Below are 26,758 nucleotides of genomic sequence, written 5' to 3'. Positions count from 1 at the left end.
CACTAAATACCTTACTGGTACTGTAAGTGTGAGCATACGCTGCCAGGGGCCGCTCCTTTCAAGTACTGGCCTGCTGAGTAGTTTAAAGCGCACGGAATTCGACAGGCGTCATTCCCGTTATCTTCTTGAAGAGTTCATTAAAATAACTGGCGTCTTCAATGCCTATTTCCTGTGCGATCTCGTAGTTTTTCAGAGTACTGTTTTTCAACAGGTCTTTTGCGCGTTCGATCCGTATGTCGTTCAAATAAGCTTTGAATGTTCGGCCGGTCTCCTCCTTGAATATCTTGCAGAAGTGGCTTTTGCTCAGGAAGCAGGCATTCGCAACCTCATCGAGTGTGAGCGGTTCCTTCATGTGATCCTCGATGTATTTCCGGGCTGTCATAGCGGTGGAACAGTTTGCCAGTCTTCTGCTCTCCGTCAGCTGCAGCTGTATGTACAGGAGGATTTTTCTTATCCCGTATAGGATGCCGCTCCATTTCTGCCGGTGCTGGATTTGGAAATGAATCTCATCCCAATCGCAGTATTCCAGCTGATAGCCGGAAAATTCGCGTTTGCAGCTTACTGCCAGCTCCGCCAGCGTCTGGTAGATGACATCTTTATCCTGGCCGGAGAGATAGGTATAAAACTGTGTGATGTGCTGCTGGATCCGGTCAGGGCTGTGAGAGTAGACACTTTCCAGCAGGTTCTTTTCTTCGGTGAGCGGGTAAGGGATTGCAGGAACTTCCAGTAAGGGGATCCTTTCATAGTCCACGAACTCATCGAAGGGAAGCGCTTTATAGAAACGCAGGGCATGGCGGGCCTGTTTCATAGACTGGTATACCTCCATCATGCTCAAAACAGCGAGCCCGATTCCAATCTTAACCGAAATATTTCTGTCAGTAAAATAAGACTGCAGTTCGGTCACAATTTCTATCCGGTCCCGTTCCGGGTCCTCCAGACTGGTAACCAGATATAGATAGTTGTCCAGCATGAAACAGCAGCAGGGGTAGAAGCGGGTCTCCAGGTCAAACTGAAAATCCGCTATGTCGGTTTTGGCCGGTGAACTTTTGAAATCCGTACAACAGGCAAAAAGTCTGTGGGAATTCAGTAAAACAGAGGGGAGCTCGTCCGTAAAATGTACATAGCCATTCTGCTGAAGCGCATTAAACTTGTGAGACTTCAAGATATTGCGCTTACTCTCTTCTTCCTGGATGGTACGGGTGGCCTCAGCCAAAGTTGAGAGAAGCTCTTCCGTAACAAGAGGCTTCAGCAGGTAGGAAAAAGCGCCGTGTTTCAGCATATGCTTAGCATACTCAAAATCATTGTATCCGCTGATTACAATGGTTTTTATTCTAATACCGGAATCCTTGATCTTTGTGACAAGTTCAAGGCCGTCCATCACAGGCATGCGGATATCCGTAATTAGAATATCGGCTCTGTGCAAAAGCAGGTAATCTAATGCGGCCTTGCCGTTAGAGGCCGTAAAGCTGATCTCATAGCGGGTTTGTCCGGTAATTATTTTTTGAAGGGCCTTCTGGAGCAGAAATTCATCTTCGGCAATCACTATTTTAAACATTACAATTCTCCTTTTTCTTTTGGCAGACGGATTGTGACTACGGTTTCTTTATTTTGGACACTGTGGAAAGTGAGCGAGGATTTATCGCCATAGTACAGCCGCAGGCGTTCGTTAACATTGTAGATTCCGACAGAACAACCATTCCCAGGTTTTTTTACGGAAGCCAGATTATTCTGGATTTCTTTTTCCGTCACGGGATCTGTACCCAAACCGTCGTCCATGATCTGAATGACGATCTGGCCGGCGCTTTCCCCTGCACTTATTATGATATGCCCTTTTCCCTCCTTAGTCTCAAATCCATGATAAATGCAGTTTTCTATCAGTGGCTGCAGGATTAGCCGGATAATTGGAAACTGGCCGATACTGCTGTCTACATGAAACTCCACATCAAATTTATCATTGTATCGGATTTTCTGGATGGTGAGATAGGCCTTTATATGCTTGATCTCATCATCAATTGTTACAAATTCATCCGGCTGCCCGATGGAAAGCCGCAGCAGATGGGCGAGGGAGGTTGTCATATTGGAGATATCCTGATCGTCATTCAATATTGCAAGGGCATTGATGGAATCCAGCGTATTATAAAGAAAATGGGGGTTAATCTGTGCCTGCAGGGCCAGCAGTTCGGCCTTTCTCTTCTGCCGGTTTTCCTGCGCATTTTTCTCCATCAGCAGTTGGATATGTTCGGTCATCTTCTGGAATGAATGATAAAGAATATCAGTTTCTTCCGTTCCCTTTACCTTTGGGAACTGATTGCTGCAGCCATCCCAGTTCCGCACATGAACGGCCAGGGCGGTGACAGGGTAAGTCAGGCGGTTGGACAGCTTGACACTGATTACAATACTGACGATTAAGAAAAGAAAAATGATGGTCAGCATTGTATAGAGCAGAGGCGCGGCTGCCTTCGTGACGTTGGACAAAGGTATATAGACAACCGTACTCAGGTCGGAATGATTCAGGGGATAGACCGATATAATATAATTTTCACGGTTCAGGCGTGCAGTAAAACCGGAGTCTTTCTTGAAATTAGTTGTCTGTATCAGATTCGTCATATCCTGGGTAAAGGTACCCTCCACGAGCGTGGAATATTGTACAGAGCCATTGGCATCTACGAGGCAGGCGCCGCTGCCGTCCCCCAGATCGACGTTATTGAGCATCTCAAAAATATCATCTATGATAATGCTGCCAATCACGTAATATCCGCTTGTAACGGAGGAATTCGATACGGACTTAATACAGGACAGCGAGTAATGCCCATTGTTATTGCTGTGAATCAGAGGGACGAATCGGGCATTAAGATAAACCTCGCTCTTGTCATAATAATCGCAGAGTTCAAGCAGGCTTTTTTCATCATACATGTTAAACAAGGAGATCATTTTTTTGCCGTTATATATAATAGAAATATCATCGAAACCATTCTGCTGGGTGGCTGCACTCCACAGTACCTTTTTTACATCGCTGCGGGAAGAAGAAATGCCGGGAGTAATAAAATGGCTTCCGAAAAAACGGATCTCGGAAGAATAGGCCACAGACTCGATCTGTTCGTCAATCCCCTCCATGAATAGTTCAATATTTTTGCACAGTTGGTTCGCGATCTGATTATTGTACTGTACGGAGACAGAAATAATATTCTGATAGATATACCGGTAGCAGAGCAGCGCCATAATAACGGCTATAGCCAGTACAAAGCCTATGGTAAAAGCGGTCAGCTGTTTTTTGAATGAGCGGAACATGAAAATCCCCCTTCCTATTTAAATTAAATTTAGGTTATAACATTTACCGGAAATATGCAATTGCTTTGGATATAGGAAAAGAATTTTGCCATAGAAAATAAGAATTCAGTTTCTTTTCCTTTCCCTTATTTTTCCGTATACTTTATTTAGAAAAAGAAAATTTATAATTTACAGGAGGTAGAAAATGAGAGCATTAAAGAAAGTAATAAGTGTAGGGCTTGCGGCGGCAATGGTTACGTCACTTGCGGCAGGATGCAGCAGCAAGCAGGAGGATTCCGGTTCTGATAAAGAACCTGTAACGATCAGATTCTATTCAACTTTAGGCGAAGCGGAACCGGGATACAAACCGGTTATGGAACTTGTAGAACAGTTTGAGAAGGATAATCCGGATATCAAAGTGGAACTGGAGGTACAGTCCAGCTCACAATATCACGAGAAACTGGTATCCGAGATCGCCTCCGATACTCTTGCTAATGTGTTTATGCACTGGGGCGGCGCTGAGATGTATGAGGCAGTGCAGTCTGGAAAAGTTTTGGATATGACGGAGAAGATGGATGCAGAACCGGAGTTTAAGGCACAGTTTGCTGATGTTACCCTGAATGCCCTGAATCTGCGGTATGATGATATAGAGGGGATGTGGGGCGTACCGTTCTCCAGCGTATCGGGCGGATTCTATTATAATAAAGCTTTATTTGAAAAAGCCGGAATCAAAGAGGTTCCCGCTACCTGGGACGAGCTTTTGGATTGTGTGGAAAAATTAAAGGCGGTGGATGTCATTCCCTGGGCTTTAGGCGCAAAAGACGGATGGCGTGTAGAACACCTGTATTCTGCAATTTTCTATAGGATGAACGGAGTAGAAGGGGCCAAGGCGCTTGGCGATCGAAGCATGAAATATTCTTCTCCTGAAGCGGTGGCTGCATGGGAGGAACTGCAGAAGCTGGTAGATATGGAAGCCTTTGGGCCGGAGCCTGCATCTGTAGATTTTTCGAACGAAATGACGATGCTCCAGACAGGGAAAGCGGCTTTGAACTTTGGAATCTCAGCTCATGCGGAGGCGTATACGGGCCCGGATTCTGAGGTCGGTGATGACATTGACTTCTTTGAGATACCTGTATTTGAAGGAAAAGAAGAATTTGCGAAGAATAACTTCGGGGGCGGAGACATCGCCCTGGGAATTGCAACCAATGCTTCGGATGAACAGATTGAAGCATCCTGGAAACTCTGCAAGGCACTTTGCGGTGTTGAGGGACAGACGGTTCTTGCCAACAGTAATGCGGTGCTTGTAGCTAATAAAGATGTGGAGGCGGATCCTGAAAAGGTAAACCGTCTGAATAGTAAATTTGCCGATGTCATTAATAACGCGGACGCAGCAACGACCGACGTGACCAACTACGACAAAGTATCCACAATGCTGACCAAAATCAGAGACGTGGCCTCTGCACTGGTGAACGGGCAGCTAACCCCGGAACAGGCCGGAAAAGAACTTGATGCGGAAGTGGAAATGTACAGCGAGTAAAGAATGAGGGATCAAACAGAGCATGCGGGGAAGAGCGCCCCTTCTGGGCGCCGGGCATGCCCTGCCCCGGAAAAACAGGAGGTGTAACAGTTGCTGGATTTTAAAAAGAATAAAAAGCTCGCAATTGCATTTTTGCTCCCGGCATTCGCTTTTTATATTATATTTATGATAAGCCCTGTATTTGAGACAGCGTTTTTGTCTTTTTTTAAGTGGCGCGGAATTGGAGGCAGTGAATTCTCATTTATCGGGCTTCGGAATTATGCAAAGGTGTTTACGGACCCGAAGTTCTGGACCAGCTTTGGGCGTTTGATATATTTTGTTGTGATCAGTGTTGTATCCCAAATGGTAATCGGATTTATACTGGCATATCTTGTCTCTTTAAAACTGAAGGGCTCGAGATTCTTCAAGCTGACCTTTTTCCTGCCGGCGGTATTGTCTGTAACCGCTGTATCCCTCATGTGGAAGATGATTTTATCTACCAATGAAGGCATGCTGAACATGCTTTTGAACAACATGGGTCTGGGGACACTGGCAAGGTCCTGGCTGACGGATCCGGACATTTGTTTTACCGTGATTACGCTGATTAATACATGGCTTCAGGTAGGGATGCCCTTTGTAATCCTGCTCGCTGGACTGATCGGCATACCGGGTGAACTGTATGAGGCGGCTGCGATTGACGGAGCCAACAGCTGGAATATGGTCTTTAAAATCACAATCCCAATGATGAAAGAAATACTGGCGGTGGCGACAATTCTAGTTCTGTCTAATTCCATGAAAGCCTTCGATGTCTTTTATGTAATCACCAGCGGAACATTCGGACCTGGAGAAGCCAATATGGTTCCTATGGGGTATATGTACATCACCTCCTTTCGGGGAAATGATTTCGGCAGGGGAAGCGTGATGGCCCTGTTTGTCATGCTGGTCGGCGCAATTGCATCTGTTTTTGTGTATTTCAAGGGGTTCCAGGGAAAGAAAGGAGATGCTTCGGATGATTAAGCGTGGTTTTAGCATTGGAAAACTGATCTGTTATATTGTACTGATAATTTGGGCGGTTATTACGATCTACCCGCTGATCTATACCTTTCTGACATCGTTTAAAACACAGACCTCCATGTATACAAATATGTTCGGCCTTCCGGAAACCTGGCACTTTGAAAATTATGCAGGGCTGTTTGCGGATATGGGGTTTGGAAAAAGCATTTTTAACAGCTTCTTTATCACCATAACTACAGTCGTGTGCCAGCTGGTCATCAGCTGTATGGTATCCTTTGTCATTACACAAATTCGCTTTAAAAGTTCCAATAAAGTTCTGGGACTGTTTGTAATCGGGATGCTGATTCCTGCCCAGGTGTTAATTATACCAATCTCAATCATGGCAAAGTACATGGACGGATACAACAACCTTCCGTTTTTGATCTGCGTATACATAGCTACGGGAATGCCATATATGATATTTGTAATCTGCGGGTTTATGAAAAATCTGCCCAAAGAACTGATGGAGGCCGGCCTGATTGACGGCTGCAATGGACTCAAAACGTTTACAAAAATTGTGGTACCGCTGAGCAGGCCCGCGATTGCAACGATGGGAATGCTATCTTTTATTGGAACATGGAATGAAATGATTATTGCGCTGATATTATTAAAGAAAAATGAACTCAAAACAGTTTCGCTGGCATTAAATATGTTTGCCGGGGACCGGTTTTCAAATTTTCCGGGGATGTGTGCAGCCGTTATGATAGGAGTTCTTCCTACGATGCTGATTTACTTCATCTTCCAGGAGAATATCATTGCGGGTATGACGGCGGGAGCGGTCAAAGGTTAGGCGCGCCCGGAAAAGTGCGGATAGTCTGGCGGGGGGAACCCCCGCATGGGCAGCAGCAGTTCAGCCATGCCCGAACTGTTAACATTATAAATTGGAGGTATATATGGGAAAACTGCCATTTCGTGAAATTCATCTGGATTTTCACACAAATGAGACGATAAAAAATATAGGGGAGAGATTTGACCCCGAAGAATTTGCGCAGACATTAAAGAAAGCACATGTAAATTCGGTCACTCTGTTTGCAAGATGCCATCACGGCATGATTTATTATGACTCCAAAAAGAATCCGGAGCGTGTGCATCCAAATCTTATGAATAAAAATCTTCTTAAGGAGCAGATTGAGGCCTGCCGAAAAGTTGGAATCCGTACTCCGGTCTATACAACGGTGCAGTGGGACTACTACACCTCACAGAGGCACAGGGAGTGGCTCTGTATCGATGAGAACGGACAGTCAATCGGTGAGTCCGGCAGGAAGCAGGAGCCGTTTGAGGCAGGCTTTTACGAGACGCTGTGCCTGAATACCGGTTACCGGGAATTTTTGAAAGAGCATGTGGAAGAGATTCTGGATACATTTGAGGTAATCGACGGATTGTTTCTGGACATTGTTTTTCCCGTGCCCTGTGCATGTCCTGCCTGCAGGAAGCTGATGGAACAGAACGGATACAATCCTCTGGATCGCGGGGACAGGCTGGAATTTTATAAGAAAACAATCGACGAATGGCAGCGAGAAATGACGGAATTTATCCACAGCAAATCTGAGAATACCACGATCTTTTACAACAGAGGACATGTGGGGACGGATCAGAGGCGCAATGGGGATACCTATACCCATTACGAACTGGAGTCGCTCCCGAGCGGTATCTGGGGATATCTTCACTTTCCCTCCACAGTGCGCTATGCCAGGAACCTGGGGAAAGAGTATCTCGCCCAGACAGGCAAATTCCATACCATGTGGGGTGATTTTCATTCCTACAAGAATCAGGCAGCTCTGGAATTTGAATGTTTTCATATGCTGGCAATGGGGGCAAAGTGCCTAATCGGGGATCAGCTCAATCCAGACGGGAGGCTGTCACCTGCGGTTTATGACCTTATAGGAAAAGTGTATGAGCAGGTAGAAGAAAAAGAGGCCTGGTGCGATGACGTGAAACCCGCAGTGGAAATAGGCGTATTTACCGCAGAGGAGTTTGTGGGTGCCTCAAATGACAATCTGCCGAAATCACTCCAGGGAGCAGTCAGGATGCTCCAGGAATGCGCATTTCAATTTGACGTGGTGGACACGCAGAGTGACTTCGCAAAATACAGGCTGCTGATCCTCCCGGATCAAATCCCTGTTGATCCGCTGCTTGCCGATAAACTTTCCGTTTATTTGGAAAATGGAGGAAAGGTTATATTTACGTGTAAATCGGGACTCACTCCTGACGAAGCCAGCTTCGCACTGGATATCGGCGTAACAAAGAGAGCGGAACAGCCAGTTGACGTATACGGAGAAGATGTAGTCGGAAAGATCTATGACAGAGGAGATTACTGCCAGTATATTCTTCCGGGGGATGTGATCGGAAAGGATCTGCCAAAGGACTATCATGTCATGTATGCGAGAGGCGTTGACGTGGATGCAAAAGAGGGAGCAAACGTGCTTGTAAATGCGTATGCCTCTGTTTTCGACAGAGATTACCAGCACTTTTGTTCACACAGGCAGTCGCCCTGCTCGGGAGAAATAGCACAGCCGGCTGTCGTACAAAACGGAAATAGCATTTATTTTTCACATCCTGTCTTCACACAATATCAATACAATGCACCTCTTTGGTGCAAAAAGATGGTGAAGGATGCGGTATGTCTGCTTCTTCAGGAACGGATTATCACACATAACGGACCTTCCGCACTGCTTACCGCTGTAAATGACCAGCCGGCCCAAAACAGAAGGATTGTGCATCTGCTGCATTACATTCCTGAAAGGCGCTGCGAATCTATTGACGTCATTGAGGATGTGCTGCCTGTTTATAATATTGAGTGCAGTGTAGAAGTACCGGGAGAAGTGAAAGGAGTATACTGCCAGCCGCAGAATGTTCCGCTTGAGTACCGATCTGAAAAGGAAAGAGTGATATTCCATGTCCCGGAGGTGAACGGACACCAGATTGTGGAAGTAAGATTATCTTAGGAGCAAGAGTATAAACGATAGGAGGATGTAATGAACCGAACGCAGATTGTAAAGAAATCTCTGAATTTTGAAGATCCCGGAATAGTGCCATATTCTATATATCTGACAGAAGAGGGGTATGGGCTATACGGAGACCGTCTGATTGACGACTATGGAAATGAAAAAATACAGACGGACTATCGGCAGGGTAAGCTAAGCCAAAAGGAAGCTGCATCCCTTGCAATTGGTAATTTTATTCTTTATGCTGAAGCACCTTGGTGGGACTGGATTAACCTTCCGGCAGAGTTTAAAGAAGAGGACACTCCCGAGGGATTACCTGATACAATCGGAAAAGGAAGCTATGAAGCATTTTTTGAAAAGGTGGAATATCTGAAAAAGAATTACGATGCATACATTTTGGTTACCATTTGGGGAAGCCACTGGGAAAAGGCCTATTTCAGCCGGGGCATAGAAAACTTTCTGTGCGACCTGGCGGCTGACCCAGAGTGGTGCCGTAAACTGCTGGAGCTCATCATCAGAAAAAACCTTGTTATGCTCGAAAACATCTTGACATGCCCATATATAGACGGCGTGCTTCTAGGATCAGACTGGGGAACACAAAATGACCTGATCATGTCCCCCGAGTGCTTCCGCACCCTTATCAAAGAAGGCGAGATCCAAGAGTATAAGTTAATAAAAAATACAAGAAAAATGTTTTTGTACATTCATGTGGAAATATCATACGGATTATGGATGACCTTGCAGAGATGGGAGTAGAGTGCCTGAATCCCATCCAGCCCGAGTGCATGGATATCTACCGGCTGAAAAAGGATTATGGAAAGCGCATCGCATTCTATGGGGGGATCAGTACACAAAGAGTGCTGCCTTATGGGACTGCGGAGGAAGTGGAAGCGGAGGCCAGAAAAGTCATAGAAGCCATGAAAGAAAATGGAGGGTATATTACAGGGCCGTCCCAGGAGATCCAGGAGGATGTACCTTATGAAAACCTCTGCGCACTCATAAAAACCGCAAATCAATATGGGAGTAGTAACAAGCTTTAGACTTGTTGACGGATGGGGGGACGCGAATGACGAGGTGAGTGCGGGAGCTGGCGGGGCAATGTCTGCTGGTGAAATATCCTGACACTGTGCGAAGAAGCTGTAGAAGAAAACGGAATGGGAAGGGAGGTACATGCCGCATTTGGCCCGAATGCCGATGCATTCGCGCCGCAGGCGGCATCAGAATTAGCCTGGTAAGGCAAATTCTGCCCTCCCTTCCCGTTCCGTTTTCTTCAACAGCTTCTAATCGCTCGCTTTACGGACTTTTCACCAGCAGACATTGCCCCGCCAGCTCCCGCACTCACCTCGTCATTCGCTGTTGCATCCAAACGGTAGTTAAGAGCTCATTCCCTGGAGAGGTCCCGTACGGTAGCAGCGGATGGGATAGAACTGGTGATTCGTTTCTGTTGGTGTAAGTTTTAGATTGCCTTGTTATCCGTGAATATACTGGTCTTCAAAAACAGTCCCAAAGGACCCATACATAAAAGCCTTAAAATTTATTTAAGCAAGATGCATGATACGCATAGCCCACTTCATCCGCTGCCCCCGTTTGAGCGCCACCTTAGTAACGGGGCATAACCGACCGGTCGGATGAACCAGTTTACCGTGAGCCGCAGCATCTCCCGGCTCACGGTAAGCGTCCCCCTTCCATCCGCGCCTGGGCTAAAACCCGCCGCTAAATCCCGATTGATATGTTTGGGGAAATACTTTATAATGTAATGGATTGATAGCGGTGCAGGACCTTCAGAGGAGGTACGGATAACGAAGATGCATGGAATAAAAGATGTGGCGCAAAAGGCCGGAGTTTCTATTTCTACGGTTTCAAATGTTTTAAATAAAACAAAATATGTCAGTCCCGAACTGGTTCGCAAGGTGGAAGCGGCAGTAGAGGAATTGTCATATGAGGTAAATCCAATTGCAAGAAGTATGAAGAGTAACAGATCGGGGACGATCGGAATCATAACGGAAGATATCTGCGGTGTTTTTTATCCCTATATTATAAAAGGGATTGCTTCGATTACCGAGCGTGCCGGTTACCATATGGTTATCTGCGACACGCGGGGGGAATATGGGGACAAGGATGCGGCAAAACGGGAGCAGGATATATTCAAGAATCTGATTTCAAGCCGTGTTGACGGCATTATTTTTGTGTCTCTTGTTTCCGGTGAGGACAGGGAGAAGTATTTGAGTAAGCTGATCAAGGCGTCCCAGCGGTATAAGCCGGTCCCACTTGTCAGTATGGAAAGAGATTTCACCCAGTTTGGTATAGATTCCGTCTATTTTGATGCCTATGAGAATTCGCAGAAGGCAGTGCAGCATCTGGTAGACTGCGGCTGCAGGAAAATTGTTCATATTTCAGGCCCTGAAATCATGGAGGTCGCGGAAGAGCGTGTGCAGGGTTATTTAACCAGCATGGAAAAAAACGATTTACCAGTGGATAAAAACACGATGATCGTGAGGGGCGATTACAGCCACCAAAGCGGATACAGGGGAATGAAAGCGCTGTTGGACAACGTACCGGGCCTGGACGGTGTCTTCTGTGCAAACGACCAGATGGCCGTAGGAGCATTGAAGCTCCTGAGGGAATACGGAAAAAAAATACCCGAGGAAGTAAAACTGATTGGATACGATGATGTATTCATATCAAGCGTTGTAGAACCGGCTATATCCACCATACACATACGAAAACGCCATGCCGGAATCGAGGCGGCAAAGCTGCTGATGGAACGGATCGATAATCCCGGGGAAAAAAGAGCACCCGTGGGAATCAAAATGGACAGCAGGCTTGTGGTACGAAAATCAACAGTGGCAGATGCCCCCGAAGACTGGATATTGGCCGATTGGTAGACCCGGGCAAAATTTGTAATACCGAATTACACATTTTCCTGGACCCAGCGCGCAAAGCCATCGGGCTTTGGGTGATGTGTCCAGGTTGCCCGGAGTTCCCTTCTTTTTTGCTTTACTCCTTCTTACAGCCCTAACCCGTTTCCAGCCCCCCTTATGTCCGCTTCCCGCAGCGACCCCCTTACACAAAAACCGCCTAGAGAAAAACGTTTTTTGTGAATTGTGTATAAAATTTGGGGTGTGGTATCTTATATTTTATACAAAAAATCGTTTTTCTGTTAAAAGCATTGACAAAAGGGGGTTATGGGAATATGCTTAAGACAAGTTTTAAGAGTAAAAAAGGGACGGCACACAATCAATCAAAATTTTTTTTGACTCTTAGAAAAACGTTTTTCTGACATTAAAGAATACGAACCAGATAAAACGGAAAAGGTACAGAGAAGGGAAGGGGGGATTTTATACTGCCGCGTCAGGCAGATTAGCGAAGTAACTGATTCACGCAAAGAGAAAGTGATGGAGGGCATCGTGAGGGTATGAAAAAATATTGTATTGTAAATGAAATTAAACCGGAGCGTTTAGAGGATTACGTAAATGCGCATCTGTATCCATGGGATGAGCTGCTGGAATGTCTGAAGGCTGCGGGAACAAAGGAAGAGTACATATTTATGCTGGGAAACAAAGCATTGGTATTCGTTGAGTGTGAGGATATGACGACGTATACGGAGAAGTTCGGGAAAAGCGAGGTCGGAAAAAAGTGGCTTGAATACGTAGCAGATTTTATTGAGGAGAGTCCTTTTGCAGATGCATCCGGCAAGGCCAGGGATGATGTAAATGGCCTCCGCAAAGTGTTTGACCTGAACCAGCAGCTGGCAGGAAAGTTTGAGGAAAATTGATTTGTTTTCATGATCAATGCAATGAAATTAAAGCTGGGACGAAAGCTTTAATGATAATCAAAAAACAATTTAAAAACAGGAGGAAATCGTATGAAAAAGAAAATGTTGAGTGTAGTTCTTAGTGTTGCATTGGTTACGTCTATGTTAATCGGATGTGGCTCAGGGGAATCAGAGAAAAAGAGTGCGGAAACAAAAACAGAAGATACGAAAGAGACCAAAGAGGAAAAGACGGATGGGGAAACAAAGAGCGGCGGGTATAAAATTGCCTATTTGAATGCACTGGTTTCAACCCCATATTTCGGATACTTAAACAGTGCTATGGAAGGGCATGCGAAGGAGCTGGGGGTTGAACTACAGATCCTGGACGGAAAAACGGATAATCAGGTGATGTTCGACCAGGCACTGAGCATTATCGAGCAGGATTTTGATGCAGTGATATTGACGCCAAGCGATATGGCGGGTTCTGTTTCGATTGTAGAAGCAATCCACGATGCCGGGCTGCCCTTAATTGTCTGCAATACACGTGTCGACGAATCTGTGAAAGCATTGACTGATTCTCTGGTCTGCTGTGACCCGAGTTATGAGGGTGAAGTCGTTGGGAAGCTTGCCGTTGAGCAGCTGCCGGAAGGCGGAAAATGCGTCACACTGGAAGGTTTTGCAGGCCAGGAGGCGCAGATTTACAGAACAGAAGGTTTCCAAAAAGGAATTAAGGGAAGCAAGATTGAGATCGTACAGCAGGTGATCTGCGACTGGGACAAGGCAAAAGCAATGTCAGCGACAGACGATATGATTGCGGCTTATCCGGATTTGGCGATGATCTTTGCACAGGATGACTCTATGGCTCTGGGAGCGATCGAAGCGGTAAAGGCAGCGGGGAAAGAAGACCAGATTAAAGTTATGGGCCTTGGTTATATGGGCGATGAATCCAAAGAAGCTCTGTTGGACGGCAGCCTCCTTGGTACCTGCACGCAGTCTCCGTCATGGGAAGGTATTACCGCTCTTGATGTTGCTATAGATGTGATCAAAGGCAAAGAGGTTGATACCTGGTATAAGACAGAATGTCTGGCTGTTACAAAAGAAAACTGTGAAAGTATTGATCATGGTTATAATCAATAACAAACGTAAGGGAGGCCCGCCTCCCTTACTGTTTCAACGGCAGCCTGTTCACCGGGCTGCCGGCTGTAATAAAACAGCATGCGGATGTTGAATATCCGTTTAACTTAGGAGGTCAGACATGTCAGATGTTATATTGGAAATGAAGAATATTACCAAAAGATTTCCCGGAGTTATTGCTTTAGATGATGTTTCATTTCGCGTCAATAAAGGAGAGATCCGGGCGCTGGTAGGAGAAAACGGCGCTGGAAAGTCTACCCTGATGAAGATACTCAATGGAGTATACTCTGCGGATAGCGGGGAGATATGGATGCACGGCAAACGGGTTATGAATAAAAATCCCCTAGAGGCCCAGAAAAATGGCTTGTCGATCATTTATCAGGAATTTAACCTGGTTCCGTCTTTAAGCGTAGCGGAGAATATTTTTATTGGGCGGCTGAAAAAGGGGAAGAAGGCAATTCAATGGAAAGATATTAATAAAAAGGCCGAAGAACTGATGCACAGCCTTAATTACAACATTGATGTGAGAGAGGCCGTTGAGAATTTAAGTGTCGCCGAGAAGCAGATGATCGAGATCACCAAGGCGCTGTCTGTTGATGCAAAGGTGATTATTATGGATGAACCGTCAGCCGTGCTTACGGAAAATGAACTGAAGAATTTATTCGATATTGTTCTGGATCTGAAAAGTAAGGGAATTACGGTTATCTATATTTCGCACCGCCTGGAGGAGATCTTCCAGATATGTGACTCCGTAACGGTACTCAGAGACGGGCAGATTATTGATACATCGGCTGTAAAAGATACGACAAAACAGCAGCTGATCGAAAAAATGGTCGGCAGAAAACTGGAGCAGGAATTCCCGGCAAGGGATGCGGTATTAGGAGAGACGGTGCTGAAGGTAAGCGCGCTGAATCGTGGAAATAAAGTAAAAAACGTCTCTTTTGAATTGCGAAAAGGAGAGATACTGGGTCTGGCAGGCCTGGTTGGCGCCGGCAGGACCGAGGCAGTGAGGCTGCTGGTCGGCGCGGACAAGGCCGTCAGTGGAACAGTGGAGATAAAAGGGCAGAAGCTGAATATGAAATCCCCCCTGGAGGCAAAAAAGAACGGAATCGTCTTGCTTCCCGAGGACAGGAAGACGCAGGGCCTGCTTTTGGAAATGCCCATTACGCAGAACATCAGCGTGGTGGGGCTGGAGAAAGTCAAAAATAAATTCCGCCTGATCGGTGAAAGCATTGAAAAAGAAGAAGCGCAGAAGTACTTCAAGACACTAAAGATTAAGGCGCCCTCCGCTACGCAGAGGGTTTCCTTCCTGTCAGGCGGGAACCAGCAGAAGGTAGTTATTGCAAAATGGCTGTTTTCAGGCGCTGATATCCTGATTTTTGATGAACCGACACGGGGCATTGATGTGGGGGCGAAGTACGAAATCTACATGGTCATGAACGAGCTGGCAGCACAGGGAAAAGCGATCATTATGATTTCCTCTGATATGAATGAAGTGGTAGCAATGAGTGACAGGGTAATCGTGATGCATGACGGAGAAATACGCGGCGAACTTGAGGGCGCAGAGATCAATCCAGAAGCCGTGCTGAAATACGCCATTGAATGAGAGGAGGCAGAATACATTGATAAAAAGTCAGGGTAATCAGGCGGGAAGAAAGCTGAACTATATTGCAAGTAAATACGGCATGCTTTCGATTCTGATCCTTATCATAATTATTGCAGGTATCATTAACCCGGCTTTCTTAACGGGCCAGAACATCATTAATATTTTCAAGCAGATTTCGGCGACCGGGCTTTTGGCCATTGGAATGACCTTTGTTATCATATCAGGAGGCGTTGATCTGTCGGTTGGATCTTTGATGTCTATTTGCGGGGTAATCTCCGTTGTGCTGATCCCACAGGTTGGCGTTCCTGGCGCCATGGTTCTGGCATTGCTGTCAGGGCTTGTACTGGGAGTTTTTAACGGTATTTTTGTATCGGCGACTGGCGGGACGATGGGAAGCTCTTTTATTATCACTTTTGGAATGTCAACGGTATTAGGCTCCGCTGCACTGTGTATTACCAACGGAGCTATCGCATACGCGTCAAAGTATAAAAGCTATATGGTGATCGGACAGGGCTACTGGGGCGTGATACCGATTACAGTTGCAATCTTTCTTATCTTTATTGTAGCGACGCAGATCATCCTGAAGAAGACCAGTTTCGGGAGATTAGTGTACTGTATCGGGGTCAATGAAGAGGCTACGCGCCTGTCCGGAATTCGGACAAGGCTGATCAGAATCAGCGTATATGCGATATCCGGACTTATGGCAGCGGCTGGAGGGATCTGCCTGTGTTCGCGTGTGCGCAGCGCGTCGCCCACACAGGGAACCGGATATGAGCTGGACGCCATAGCAGTGGTACTGTTGGGAGGCAGCCGGATGGGCGGCGGTGCGGGAAGTATTTGGAAAACTCTGATGGGCGTTGTGATTATGGGTGTTCTTACAAATGCCCTGAACGTAGTCGGTGTAACTGCTTATCCGCAGAAAATTGTAAGAGGCGCCATCATACTGGCAGCGGTTCTGATGGATCTGCGCAGCGCAAAGGCTGAAAACGAGATGCTTGCGACGAAAGTGTGAGGTGGAAAAGATGATAAAACGAGTCAGCAAATTTTGTAAATCTTATCTGGTAATTGTCTGTATTGCAGTATTACTTGTGTTTATGGCCATTTTTTATCCGAGTTACTTTTCCTTCTCTACTTTTAAAGGACTGCTGATACAGATTTCTGTATATGGGATCGTGGCATGCGCGATGACGATAGCGATCATCGGAGGGGAATTCGACTTGAGTGTCGGGTCTATTCTGCCGTTTTCTACCCTGCTTTTTGCTTATCTGATGCCCAGGATCGGGATCTTTGCGTCTATTGTCCTTATATTGATCACGGGGGGCGTGATCGGTGCGGTGAATGGTTTCTTTGTTTCGATCCTGAAGTTGAATGCCTTTATTGTGACTCTGTCTACAATGCTTGCCGTGGAAGGGATTATGCTCACTTTCTGCAATGGGATGCCGATCCCAGCCGTCAATCAAGCGACCAGGGCGTTCGGGACGGGAAATATTGGCGGAATTGCATACATTGCCATTTTATTTTTTATCTGTGTCCTTATTACCCATTATGTGCTTACAAAGACTGCTTTCGGGCGAAATGTATTTGCAACCGGCGGCAATTATAATGTGGCAGAGTATGCCGGGATCAGTGTGAAAAAGATCAAGTTTCTGTTATTTGTGATTTTGGGATTTGCTTCAGCTTTTGCGGGAGTTCTTCTGACTTGCAGACTGCAGGCTGGTTCCCCTTTATATGGAAGCGACGTTTCCATGTCTGTAGTATCTGCTACGGTTTTAGGGGGAACAAGCCTGCCTGGCGGCAGGGGAAGCGTATTTCGTACCTTCCTGGGGATGGTATTTATCGGAATGCTGAGCCAGATATTTACCCATATCAATGCATATGCATATCTCCAGCAGCTGATACAGGGTGCAGTTGTTGTTGCGATTGTCATCCTGGATGCATGGAACAACCGGAAGAGGGAAGACGAACTGGCCGGAATTTAGAGACGGGGAAGCAGTTGGAAACAGAAAGAGAGGCAGATAAAATGAGAAAAGAGAAAAGCGCTATTTTAAGCGTGAGCAACAGCAATCATACATCCTGGGATCCGGCCAAAGAGCATCTGGCGACGGGATTTCCGCCGATCCAGGCGATGAACAGCAGTCTTATGTTCACACCTCAGGAGATAGAACGTCTCCGCACGTTGGGAAAGCGGGTCGCGGAAATTGCGGCGCTGCCCGTTCAAAAGGAAAAGGCCAGGCTCTGGACTGCCCACAATGACCTGCAGACCACCCAGCCGCTTGTATTCATAGATCCGGAAAATGGCTGGAATGAGATCATCACGCCGGAGATGCTGGAATGTCACGACAATATGGCCAGGGTATGGGAAATGCATCTTCTGAAACAGATCTACTGGCATGAAAATCTAAAAGATGACAAAGTGATTGAACCATATTTTGACGTACATTATTCCTTTTCCGACGATGGATGGGGCGTAGAGATGAAAAAAGAGGGCGGCGAGATGGGCGGCGCCTACAAGATGATCGGCGGATTGAGGGACTATGAGGAAGACTTTGAAAAACTGCATTATCCTGTTATTACTATCGACTATGAAGAGTCCGACCGTGTGCTGAATCTGGCGCATGAGGTTTTTGACGGGATTCTGACGGTCAGGCGGCATCCGGTGTGGTGGTGGTCCCTGGGGATGACGGTGGATTACATTATGCTCAGGGGATTTGATAACTTTTTATGTGACTTCATTCTGGAGCCGGAGTACATACATAAGGTGATGGATCTGATGACGACGGGGATTGAAAAACGGCTGGACTGGTTTGAGAAGGAGCGCCTGCTTGCCTTAAATACGGAGGGGGCATATGTGGGCTCGGGCGGATTCGGCTGGACAAATCAGCTTCCTACAGAGCAGGAACTGAAACGGCCGGTGACCACAAAGGAGATGTGGGGATTTGTGGAAAGCCAGGAGACGAATACCGTGAGTGCAGAAATGTACGGAGAGTTCATACTTCCATACCATAAAAGGCTGGCCAGCCGGTTCGGGCTGAACTGCTTTGGGTGCTGTGAGTCTGTTACTGAGAGATTTGAGTATGCTAAACAAATTCCGAACCTGAGAAGGGTCTCCATGTCTGCATGGGCGGACTGGACATTGATACCGGAGCTTCTGGGAAACCGGTATATAGCATCGCTCAAACCACAGCCCACAGCGCTTGCCTCTCCGGTAATGAACGAGGATGAGGTCAGGAAAACGGTGAGAAAGGCGCTGGCCTGCACCAGGGACTGCATCCCGGAATTGATCATGAAGGATAATAATACGCTGGGACATAACCCGTATAATGCATGCCGCTGGGTTGAAATCTGCCGTGAGGAGATTGAAAATCTGGGTTAAAGAAAAGGAGACATCACATATGACGGAAAAAGAATTAATCATAAAAAGCAGCGAAGAGCTGGATGAGAGATTACGTGAGGCAAAGAAGAGCGGCAATCTTGTGGTAAAGGATGCAACAGAAGATGAGGCGGTCATTCGGAAAACATTTGAGGCGGGCGAAGGGATCCTCCGCTTATTTCCTGCATTTGTTCCCAGAAGGTTTGGGAAAGCAGGCCGCAGATTAAAACTGCACCCGGACGACTATTTTGCATTCGGAATGGCCAGAGGTTCCATAACGGAGCGCTGGTTTGCATCTACTATTGCCGCACAAAACGGAGAATTGTCTAAAGCAGATGAAGGGATGAGCTATGTAAGCGTCTCATATGATTCTGATGAAAAGTTTGCCTTGCGGGATGCGGTCAAGGTTCTGGGGAAAGAACTGGTGGGAGAAGAGCTGATGGGGCGGTATAACGGCTGGCCCATGTATTCCAAGTTTTTCGATAATGAAAATCCTCTCTTCCACCATGTCCATCTGATGTTTGAAGACGCGGCAAGGGTAGGCAAGCTTGGCAAACCGGAGTGTTATTATTTCCCGAAACAGCTGAACAATTATTTCGGAGAAGCAGGCTACACCTACTTTGGGTTTGACCCGGATGTGACGCCGGAAGAGGTCAAAGAAAGAATCCGACATTTTGGGGACGATGATACGAGAATTACGGAACTTTCCCGTGCGTACAGGATCGAACTGGGGACGGGATGGTATACGCCGGCAGGGGTCATTCATGCGCCTGCATCGGTGCTGACCTATGAGCCGCAGTGGAACTCCGATGTCAATTCTGTTTATGAAAATATAGTTTCCGGGGAGGTGTATCCTCCGGAGATGTTGGATGAGGAATGTCCGGCGGACAGACAGGGCGACATTGACTATATTTTCAGCCTCCTGGACTGGGAGAAAAATGTGGATCCGCATTATCGGAAACATTACTTCCGGCCGCCGGTAACCGCATCCCGGACGGAAGACTATACTGAAAATTGGATCACCTATGCCAATGAGTATATTGCCGCAAAAGAGCTGACCGTTTATCCGGGCCGGACGGTTACGATTAAGGATGGTGCTGCTTATGGCTGCATCTTTATACAGGGACACGGAAAAATAGGGGGCTACGATGCGGAAGCGGCTGCCTTGCTCCGCTTTGGGCAGCAGAGTACGGATGAGTTTTTTGTTTCAGAGGACGCAGCCGGGAGAGGGGTCACGATCACGAACCTGAGCCGGGTGGAACCACTGGTGCTCTTAAAACATTTTGGCCCGAACCATCCGGATGTGCCGAGAAGTGTCTGCGGATAAAAACAGTGAAAGAAGTGCCGGTGTGTTGAAAGCAAAATTGGCATGCCGGTACAGTACCGCTGATAACAACGAGCAGGGTGCCATTTGAGATAAGGGTGGAAATATGGACACAGAAGGAGGCGGAACATGAGATATTTGGTTGGGATAGACAACGGGGGAACGTTTTCAAAAGCCGCTGTCTTTGATGAAGATGGGAGTCAAATCGCCGCGGCCAGCGTGCCGACAACAACCATTACTCCAAAACCGGGGTACACGGAGCGGGATATGACACAGCTGTGGGAGGTCAACGTACTGGCAGTGCGCACGGCAATTGAAAAGAGCGGCATCTGCCCGTCTGATATTGCAGGTGTCTCTTTTTCCGGGCACGGGAAAGGGCTGTACATGGTGAAGGGAGACGGGACTCCCGCGTATAATGGGATCATTTCTACGGACACGCGGGCATGGGAGTATGTAGAAAGCTGGGAGAAAGACGGTACGATGGACAAGGTATTCGAAAGATCCTGTCAGACGATCCTTGCCTGTCAGCCTGTCAGCCTGCTGGCATGGTTCCGGGACCACTATCCGGAGGTGCTCCGGGATGTGAAGCACATATTTGCGGTAAAGGATTATATCCGTTTTCAGATTACAGGGGAGGCATATGCGGAGTATACGGACTTTTCCGGTGCTAATTTGGTAAACCTGACCACAAAAGAATATGACAGAGAGCTTTTGGGGCTGTTCGGGCTGGAAGAGATCTATGACAAACTCCCTCCGCTCAGATATGCCGCCGATATCTGCGGTTATGTGACGAAGGAGGCTGCCCGGCAGACGAATCTGCCGGCCGGTATTCCGGTGGCGGCGGGAATGTTTGATGTGGATGCCTGCGGAATTGCCTCCGGGCTGTGCGATGAGGAACAGATGTGCATGGTGGCGGGAACCTGGAGCATTAACGAATTTATCCGCCGGGAACCAGTGACCAACGGCAGCGTGTCGCTCAATTCCATGTTCTGTATCCCAGGATATTTCCTTGTGGAAGAGAGCAGCCCTACCTCGGCCGGCAATATGGAGTGGTTTATTACGAATCTGATGAGCCATGAGAAAGAAGAATGCAGGACAGCGGGAGGATCGGTCTATGAGTTGACCAATGACTGGGCGGAATCAGTAGAACCGCAGGATTGCAATCTCATTTTCCTGCCGTTTCTGAATGGCTCTAATGAGGATGCACTTGCAAAAGGTACATTTGCAGGCCTAAGCGCTTACCACAGTAAAAAGCATATGCTGAGGGCGGTGTACGAAGGAGTTGTATTCTCTCATCTTACACATGTGAAAAAACTTCTGCAGAACCGGGAAGCGCCAAAGTCCATCCGTCTGTCAGGCGGTGCTGCCAATTCGGATGTGTGGGTACAGATCTTTGCAGATGCTCTGCAGATCCCGGTGGATGTGATAGAAGATAAGGAACTGGGAGCCCAGGGAGCGGCGATTGCAGCAGGAATTGCAGCAGGAATTTACCGGGATTACCGGGAGGCAGTGAACCGCACCGTCAAGATTACAAAGACCGTATTGCCGCGTCCGTTTTATAAAGAAGTATATGAAGAAAAATACAGGACTTACCGAGCAGTAATTGAGGGCCTGGGCGGTACATGGGGGCGGTTCAGGATTGAATAGTCCGGATAGGCTGGAAAAGGGCCGCTCAGAAGTGGGCGGTTTTTTCAATTTGTATGTGGAGGGGAGGTAGCTTAAGCGGGCTTGCCCACTTTGTTTATGTTCATGGCAGAACAGTGTATATTGCTAATGTGAATTTTTATGAAAAAAGTTCATAAAGTTCTTTTGTATTTATTATAAGACAAAAATGATCTTATAAATAGGATAAATAATCATATAATTAAGAACAAAGTGATTGATTTATAAAAAACACGGTGATATAATGAACATAAAGAAAGGAGTGGAGAGCTATGATATGGAATTATATGTTATGTTTCGTGTTTATTGTTGTTCTAATTGTTGAGGTGGTGTTTATCCTCAAAAGAAACCGTAAGATTGTGATGAAGGGCAAGGATGATTTCTTTACATTTACGCTGATTGTACTTTTTGCATTGATGATCTTTCCGCTCTCGGACATGGGCAGCGTGGTAGAGAATATCCGGAATATCCTGATACTTGTGGCTATTTTCGGGTCAGCCGGCATTAAGAGAGGGTTTTCCGAAAAGGGAATGGAAAAGGTATTTTACACGGTGAACTGGGATCTGGTTCAATCCGTACATATTGATGAATACCAGACCTCCAGGATCAAAGTGGTCTGTCAGACGGAGAAAGGCAAACATAAGCTGTATTTCAGCAAGTATAAACTGAAAGAGGTTTTACGGGTGCTGGAACAGCATGTTTCCAATATATATATTCAGAGTTCACTCGATGACGTCCTGAGTATGAAAAAGTGCGTATAAATAAAGCGCACTTGATGATGTATGCCCCTGCGGAGCGGGCCTTTCGCAAAGCGGAATACCAGACACAGGCCAACTTGCAAAATGCAGTACTTTCTGTTAAAGAAGAAAAAGTAAAAAAGTGAAGAAGAAAAGGAGAATTCAACCATGGTAAGCGAAAAAATCACAGTCAAGAACCCTTCAGGATTACATTTAAGACCGGCAGGAATCCTGTCCAATATCGCATCAAAATGCGTATCTGACGTTACTCTCGTAAAAGGAGACAAGAGAGTGAATCCTAAGAGCGTGCTGGTTCTTATGGCAGCGGGCATCAAATGCGGAGATGAGATAACAGTGGAATGTGCAGGTGAGTCGGAAGCAGATGATTTAAAGACCATCATTGATGCGATTGCAAGCGGATTAGGAGAGTAAGGAGTCAGAGCAATGAAAAGGATTGAAGTGAGTAAAACGTCTTCAAAAGGCATTGTTATGGGAAATGTGTTCGTGGTCAGGGAGCAGGATCTGAGTCCGGAGGAAAAAGTAATTGAAGTCGGGCAGGCGGACGCTGAGAAGGCAGCTTATGAGCGTGCTGTCGAGGAAGTCATTGCAGATCTGGAGCCTTTGGCCGAGAAGTCGGACATATTTGCAGGGCATCTGGAGCTGGCAAAAGATATCGCGTTAAAAGAGGGCGTGCTGAACCGGATTCAAACGCAGTCATACTGCGCACAGAAGGCGCTGCATGAAACCGCGGAAGAATTCCGCATGATCTTTGAGATGATGGAAGACGAGTACATGCGTGAGCGTGCTGCAGATATACTGGATATTAGAAACCGCCTGATGCGTAAGCTGAAAGGGATCGGTGACGGGGATTTTGATTCGATTACCGAAAAAGTGATCCTGGTTGCAAGGGATCTAGCGCCGTCGGATACGGCGAAGCTGAACCTGGAATATATTCTGGGATTTATCACAGAGCTGGGCGGTGTGACAAGCCACGTATCTATCATGGCAAGAGGGATGGGTATCCCTGCGCTTGTCGGGGTAGAAGGAATTATGGACGCGGTACGTCCCGGTGACTTTGTAATCATGGACGCCTCCCGTGGTGTAATTATTATTAACCCTGAACCGGAAGTAATTGAAGAATATAAAAAGAAAGCAAACGAGTTTGATAGATGCCAGAAGGAACTGGAAGAATCCAGCGCTCTTCCCACCGTTACGGCAGACGGCAGAAAGCTGGAGGTATGCGGAAACGTGGGAAGCCTGGAAGACGTGAAAAATGCCGTGAAGTTCCGGATTGACGGAATCGGACTTTTCAGAAGTGAGTTCCTCTACATGGAGAGCGACCATTTTCCAACGGAGGAAGAGCAGTTCAATGTATACAGACAGGCGGCTGAGCTTCTGGGAGAACGTGAGCTGACCATTCGGACTCTGGACATCGGCGGCGATAAAGGCCTGGATTATTTTGAGTTTCCAAAGGAAGAAAATCCTTTCCTTGGATACCGGGCAATCCGCATCGGCCTGGATCAGAAAGAGATTCTGAAGACACAGCTCAGGGCTCTTCTGCGGGCAGGTACATATGGACATATCCGCATTATGTTCCCCATGATCATTTCCATTGAAGAAGTGGTGGACGCATATGCGGTGCTGGAGGAATGCAAGGACGAACTTCACAAAGAAGGCATTCCGTTCCAGGAAGAGATAGAGGCAGGGGTTATGATTGAGACGCCTGCGGCAGTTATGATGGCGGAAGAACTGGCAGAGAAGGTAGATTTCTTCAGTATCGGGACAAACGACCTGACCCAGTATTTTCTGGCGGTGGACAGAGGAAATCAGAAGATTGCGGCTATGTACAATTCTTACCATCCTGCGGTTCTGCGCGCAATATACAAGACCATACAGGCAGGGCACAAGTATAACCGAAAGGTGGGTATGTGCGGAGAGTTTGCCAGCGATACAAAAGCGGTAAAAATGCTGCTGGGAATGGGACTGGATGAATTCAGTGTGTCACCTGGCGAGGCGGCGGGGGTAAAACACCAGATCCGCAGTACCTCCTATGAAGAGGCACAGAGGCTTGCCGGTGAAGTAATGAAACAGCCTGTCATAGATTCTGTGATGCGGCTGCTGGAAGAATAGGCTTAAAGGAGATAGTTTGATGAAAGGATATACGCTTGGGCTTTATGAGAAAGCAATGCCCGGCAGCTTAACGTGGAAAGAAAAGCTGCTGGCTGCAAAAAGTGCCGGATATGATTTTGTGGAGATCAGTATAGACGAGACCGATGAGAAGCTGAGCCGTCTGGAAATGACCAGCCAGGAGAGGCTGGAGCTGGTCCGTCTGATGGCAGAGACTGGAATACCGATCCGCACCATGTGCCTGAGCGGGCACAGGAAATACCCCCTCGGAAGCAGTGACCCGCAGGTCTGCGGCCGGGGTATGGAGATTATGCAGAAAGCGATACAGCTTGCGGATGACCTGGGAGTCCGGATCATACAGCTCGCAGGTTATGACGTATACTACGAAGAATCCAGCCTGGAAACGAAAAAAAGATTTTTGACAAATCTGAAGAAGGCGGTCAATATGGCGGAACGGACCGGTGTGCTTCTGGGATTTGAGACGATGGAAAATGAGTTTATGAACACCGTGGAAAAGGCAATGAAATATGTAACCCTGGTGGGTTCCAGTTATTTGAATGTATACCCGGATATCGGAAATATAACAAATGCCGCGCATACCTATAAGACAGATGTGCTGGAAGACCTCTATATCGGAAAAGGACATCTGGTTGCAATGCATCTCAAAGAGACGGTACCGGGCAGATTCCGCGAAATTCCATACGGCACCGGGCACGTGGATTTTGAAAATGCTGTCCATACGGCTTGGGAATTAGGCATCCGTAAGTATGTCACCGAATTCTGGTATACCGGAAGCGATACCTGGGCGGAGGATCTAAAGTCAGCGAGCAAAATGTTCAGAAAGATACTGGATGACGAGGAAAGGAGATAACGATTTCGTGAAAGTATGCAAGCAAGTAATATCGAATCTGACAAAGTGCTATTCTATAGCGCCGTTAAAATATAATGGAAGCAATTATTTCCTGGTGGCAGCGGAGAAAGTGGACAGATGCATCCTGTTTGACCAGGAGGGACGCGAGGTGGACACCGTGTGGAAAGAACCTGGCGGGGTAATGAGTATGGTGCAGGTACCGGGAACAAACGGTCAGTTCCTGGCCACACACAAATTCTACTCACCCAACGACTCCAAAGAAGCCAGGATCGTCATAGTCACTCCGATCTCGAAAGGGAACTGGGAAGTGAGGACGCTGGCAGAGCTTCCCCACGTACACCGATTTGATATCGTAGAGCGAAACGGTATAAGATATCTAATCGCCTGTGCCCTCAAATCGGGCCATGAATACAAAGACGACTGGTCGATGCCGGGCAAAGTATATGCAGCAGTCCTCCCGGAGGATCTAAGCGGTTTCGGGGAAGACAACCAGCTGGAATTGAAAGTCATAAAAGACAATATGCTGAAAAACCACGGCTACTACCGGGTAGACGACCAGGGAACCGACACCTGCATTATTTCTGCAGACTGCGGAGTATTCCAGTTCATCCCGCCGGAGTCTGCCGGAGGCGACTGGACGATCCGCACCCTGCTTGACACAGCAGCAAGTGATGCCGTCCTGATTGATCTGGACGAAGACGGAGAAAAAGAACTGGCAGTTTTGTCTCCGTTCCATGGAGATAAGATCAGCATTTACAAAAGAAAAGAAGGCGTATTTACCCAGGTATACGAATACGGGAAACCAGCGGAGTTCACCCACGCGATCTACGGCGGAAATCTGCTGAACCGTCCGGCCCTTGTCGTAGGCCACAGACAGGGGGAAAGAAACCTCATCGCCTTTACATACAATAAGGAAACAAAATCCTACCAGTCAGAAATACTGGATCATGACTGCGGCCCCGCAAACGTATATCACTTCACCAGAGATGGAGAGGACATCCTCATATCAGCAAACCGAGAAACCGATGAGGTGGCTTTGTATCAGGTATTGGAGTGAGCAGGCGAATGGGGAACGGACGCTGTCCAAAATTGCACTGCGGCAGGCAATCCCTGACCCGAAAACAGGGGTGTCTGGAAACTGGTTATGGTCTGTAAGCAGGAGTAAAGTAAAAAGAGTGGAAAACTGAGGGAACCTGGCCACATCACCCGAAGCCTGATGGCTTCGCGCGCTGGGGCCAGGAAATATTGTAATTCGGAATTACAATATTTCCCTCAGTTTTCCATTCTTTTTGCTTAACTCCTGCTAACAGCCATAAGACGCTTCCAGACACCCCTGTTTTCGGGTCAGGGATTGCCTGCCGCAGTGCAATTTTGGACAGCTGGTGTATCCCA

General features: G+C 47.1%; 23 protein-coding genes. 20 read left to right on the top strand and 3 right to left on the bottom strand.

Features of this window, described 5'->3' with window-relative positions:
- Window positions 1–82 precede the first annotated feature (82 nt).
- Window positions 83–1,555: a response regulator gene (locus ARB69_RS13965; RefSeq protein WP_055153767.1), complete on the bottom strand. Its 1,473-nt coding sequence runs from the start codon at window positions 1,553–1,555 to the stop codon at window positions 83–85.
- Window positions 1,555–3,288 carry a sensor histidine kinase gene (locus ARB69_RS13960; RefSeq protein ID WP_055153765.1) on the bottom strand — a complete coding sequence of 578 codons (1,734 nt, stop codon included), beginning with the start codon at window positions 3,286–3,288 and terminating at the stop codon, window positions 1,555–1,557. The genes ARB69_RS13965 and ARB69_RS13960 overlap by 1 nt, the downstream gene beginning before the upstream one ends.
- 184 nt (window positions 3,289–3,472) lie before the next feature.
- On the opposite strand from ARB69_RS13960, the gene ARB69_RS13955 reads away from it, so the two are divergent.
- The 20 genes from ARB69_RS13955 (at window position 3,473) to ARB69_RS13860 (ending at window position 26,423) form a co-directional block, all read left to right on the top strand.
- The gene (locus ARB69_RS13955) at window positions 3,473–4,804 is read left to right on the top strand and encodes an ABC transporter substrate-binding protein (protein ID WP_055153763.1); all 1,332 of its coding nucleotides are present in this window, start codon (window positions 3,473–3,475) and stop codon (window positions 4,802–4,804) included.
- Between the two features lie 90 nt (window positions 4,805–4,894).
- Window positions 4,895–5,800 carry a carbohydrate ABC transporter permease gene (locus ARB69_RS13950; protein WP_025655797.1) on the top strand — a complete coding sequence of 302 codons (906 nt, stop codon included), beginning with the start codon at window positions 4,895–4,897 and terminating at the stop codon, window positions 5,798–5,800.
- The gene (locus ARB69_RS13945) at window positions 5,793–6,626 is read left to right on the top strand and encodes a carbohydrate ABC transporter permease (RefSeq protein ID WP_025655798.1); all 834 of its coding nucleotides are present in this window, start codon (window positions 5,793–5,795) and stop codon (window positions 6,624–6,626) included. The genes ARB69_RS13950 and ARB69_RS13945 overlap by 8 nt, the downstream gene beginning before the upstream one ends.
- Window positions 6,627–6,729: 103 nt before the next feature.
- Complete coding sequence (locus ARB69_RS13940; protein WP_055153761.1) at window positions 6,730–8,781, top strand: alpha-amylase family protein; 2,052 nt, start codon at window positions 6,730–6,732, stop codon at window positions 8,779–8,781.
- Window positions 8,782–8,811: 30 nt separating this feature from the next.
- Complete coding sequence (locus ARB69_RS13935; protein ID WP_055153759.1) at window positions 8,812–9,537, top strand: hypothetical protein; 726 nt, start codon at window positions 8,812–8,814, stop codon at window positions 9,535–9,537.
- Entirely contained in the window at window positions 9,510–9,821 is a 312-nt protein-coding gene (locus tag ARB69_RS13930) for a uroporphyrinogen decarboxylase family protein (protein ID WP_055153757.1), read from the top strand. The genes ARB69_RS13935 and ARB69_RS13930 overlap by 28 nt, the downstream gene beginning before the upstream one ends.
- Window positions 9,822–10,586: 765 nt before the next feature.
- The gene (locus tag ARB69_RS13925; RefSeq protein WP_055153755.1) at window positions 10,587–11,666 is read left to right on the top strand and encodes a LacI family DNA-binding transcriptional regulator; all 1,080 of its coding nucleotides are present in this window, start codon (window positions 10,587–10,589) and stop codon (window positions 11,664–11,666) included.
- A gap of 530 nt (window positions 11,667–12,196) precedes the next feature.
- The gene (locus ARB69_RS13920; protein WP_055153753.1) at window positions 12,197–12,556 is read left to right on the top strand and encodes an L-rhamnose mutarotase; all 360 of its coding nucleotides are present in this window, start codon (window positions 12,197–12,199) and stop codon (window positions 12,554–12,556) included.
- A 90-nt stretch (window positions 12,557–12,646) separates the two neighbouring features.
- Complete coding sequence (locus tag ARB69_RS13915; RefSeq protein ID WP_055153750.1) at window positions 12,647–13,672, top strand: sugar ABC transporter substrate-binding protein; 1,026 nt, start codon at window positions 12,647–12,649, stop codon at window positions 13,670–13,672.
- 118 nt (window positions 13,673–13,790) lie between these two features.
- A complete protein-coding gene (locus ARB69_RS13910; protein ID WP_044926797.1) occupies window positions 13,791–15,275 on the top strand; it encodes a sugar ABC transporter ATP-binding protein in 1,485 nt (494 codons plus the stop codon).
- Window positions 15,276–15,291: 16 nt separating this feature from the next.
- Window positions 15,292–16,287 carry an ABC transporter permease gene (locus ARB69_RS13905; RefSeq protein ID WP_055153748.1) on the top strand — a complete coding sequence of 332 codons (996 nt, stop codon included), beginning with the start codon at window positions 15,292–15,294 and terminating at the stop codon, window positions 16,285–16,287.
- Window positions 16,288–16,297: 10 nt separating this feature from the next.
- Window positions 16,298–17,254 (top strand): ABC transporter permease, encoded by a 957-nt coding sequence (locus ARB69_RS13900; protein WP_055153746.1) that lies wholly within the window; start codon window positions 16,298–16,300, stop codon window positions 17,252–17,254.
- Window positions 17,255–17,295: 41 nt separating this feature from the next.
- Complete coding sequence (locus ARB69_RS13895) at window positions 17,296–18,648, top strand: uroporphyrinogen decarboxylase family protein (RefSeq protein WP_242857603.1); 1,353 nt, start codon at window positions 17,296–17,298, stop codon at window positions 18,646–18,648.
- 19 nt (window positions 18,649–18,667) lie between these two features.
- The gene (locus ARB69_RS13890) at window positions 18,668–19,972 is read left to right on the top strand and encodes a hypothetical protein (protein WP_025655806.1); all 1,305 of its coding nucleotides are present in this window, start codon (window positions 18,668–18,670) and stop codon (window positions 19,970–19,972) included.
- 126 nt (window positions 19,973–20,098) lie between these two features.
- Complete coding sequence (locus ARB69_RS13885; protein WP_055153744.1) at window positions 20,099–21,616, top strand: FGGY-family carbohydrate kinase; 1,518 nt, start codon at window positions 20,099–20,101, stop codon at window positions 21,614–21,616.
- A 287-nt stretch (window positions 21,617–21,903) separates the two neighbouring features.
- Window positions 21,904–22,392, top strand: a complete 489-nt coding sequence (locus ARB69_RS13880; protein ID WP_025655808.1) for a hypothetical protein — start codon at window positions 21,904–21,906, stop codon at window positions 22,390–22,392.
- A gap of 144 nt (window positions 22,393–22,536) precedes the next feature.
- Window positions 22,537–22,800, top strand: a complete 264-nt coding sequence (locus ARB69_RS13875; protein ID WP_025655809.1) for an HPr family phosphocarrier protein — start codon at window positions 22,537–22,539, stop codon at window positions 22,798–22,800.
- Between the two features lie 12 nt (window positions 22,801–22,812).
- Window positions 22,813–24,498 (top strand): phosphoenolpyruvate--protein phosphotransferase, encoded by a 1,686-nt coding sequence (gene ptsP / locus ARB69_RS13870; protein WP_055153742.1) that lies wholly within the window; start codon window positions 22,813–22,815, stop codon window positions 24,496–24,498.
- Window positions 24,499–24,517: 19 nt separating this feature from the next.
- Window positions 24,518–25,366, top strand: coding sequence for an L-ribulose-5-phosphate 3-epimerase (locus tag ARB69_RS13865; RefSeq protein WP_025655811.1), 849 nt, complete (start codon window positions 24,518–24,520; stop codon window positions 25,364–25,366).
- 7 nt (window positions 25,367–25,373) lie between these two features.
- Window positions 25,374–26,423, top strand: a complete 1,050-nt coding sequence (locus ARB69_RS13860) for a hypothetical protein (protein WP_025655812.1) — start codon at window positions 25,374–25,376, stop codon at window positions 26,421–26,423.
- Window positions 26,424–26,568: 145 nt separating this feature from the next.
- Here ARB69_RS13860 and ARB69_RS27485 read toward each other — a convergent pair.
- Window positions 26,569–26,758: hypothetical protein (locus ARB69_RS27485; RefSeq protein ID WP_207643116.1), on the bottom strand; the 190-nt coding region annotated here is incomplete at its 5' end.

Origin of the sequence: Faecalicatena contorta, from assembly GCF_001404335.1 — a bacterium.
Classification (GTDB): Bacteria; Bacillota; Clostridia; order Lachnospirales; family Lachnospiraceae; genus Faecalicatena; species Faecalicatena contortus_B.
This window is presented reverse-complemented; position numbering and strand designations above follow the sequence as displayed.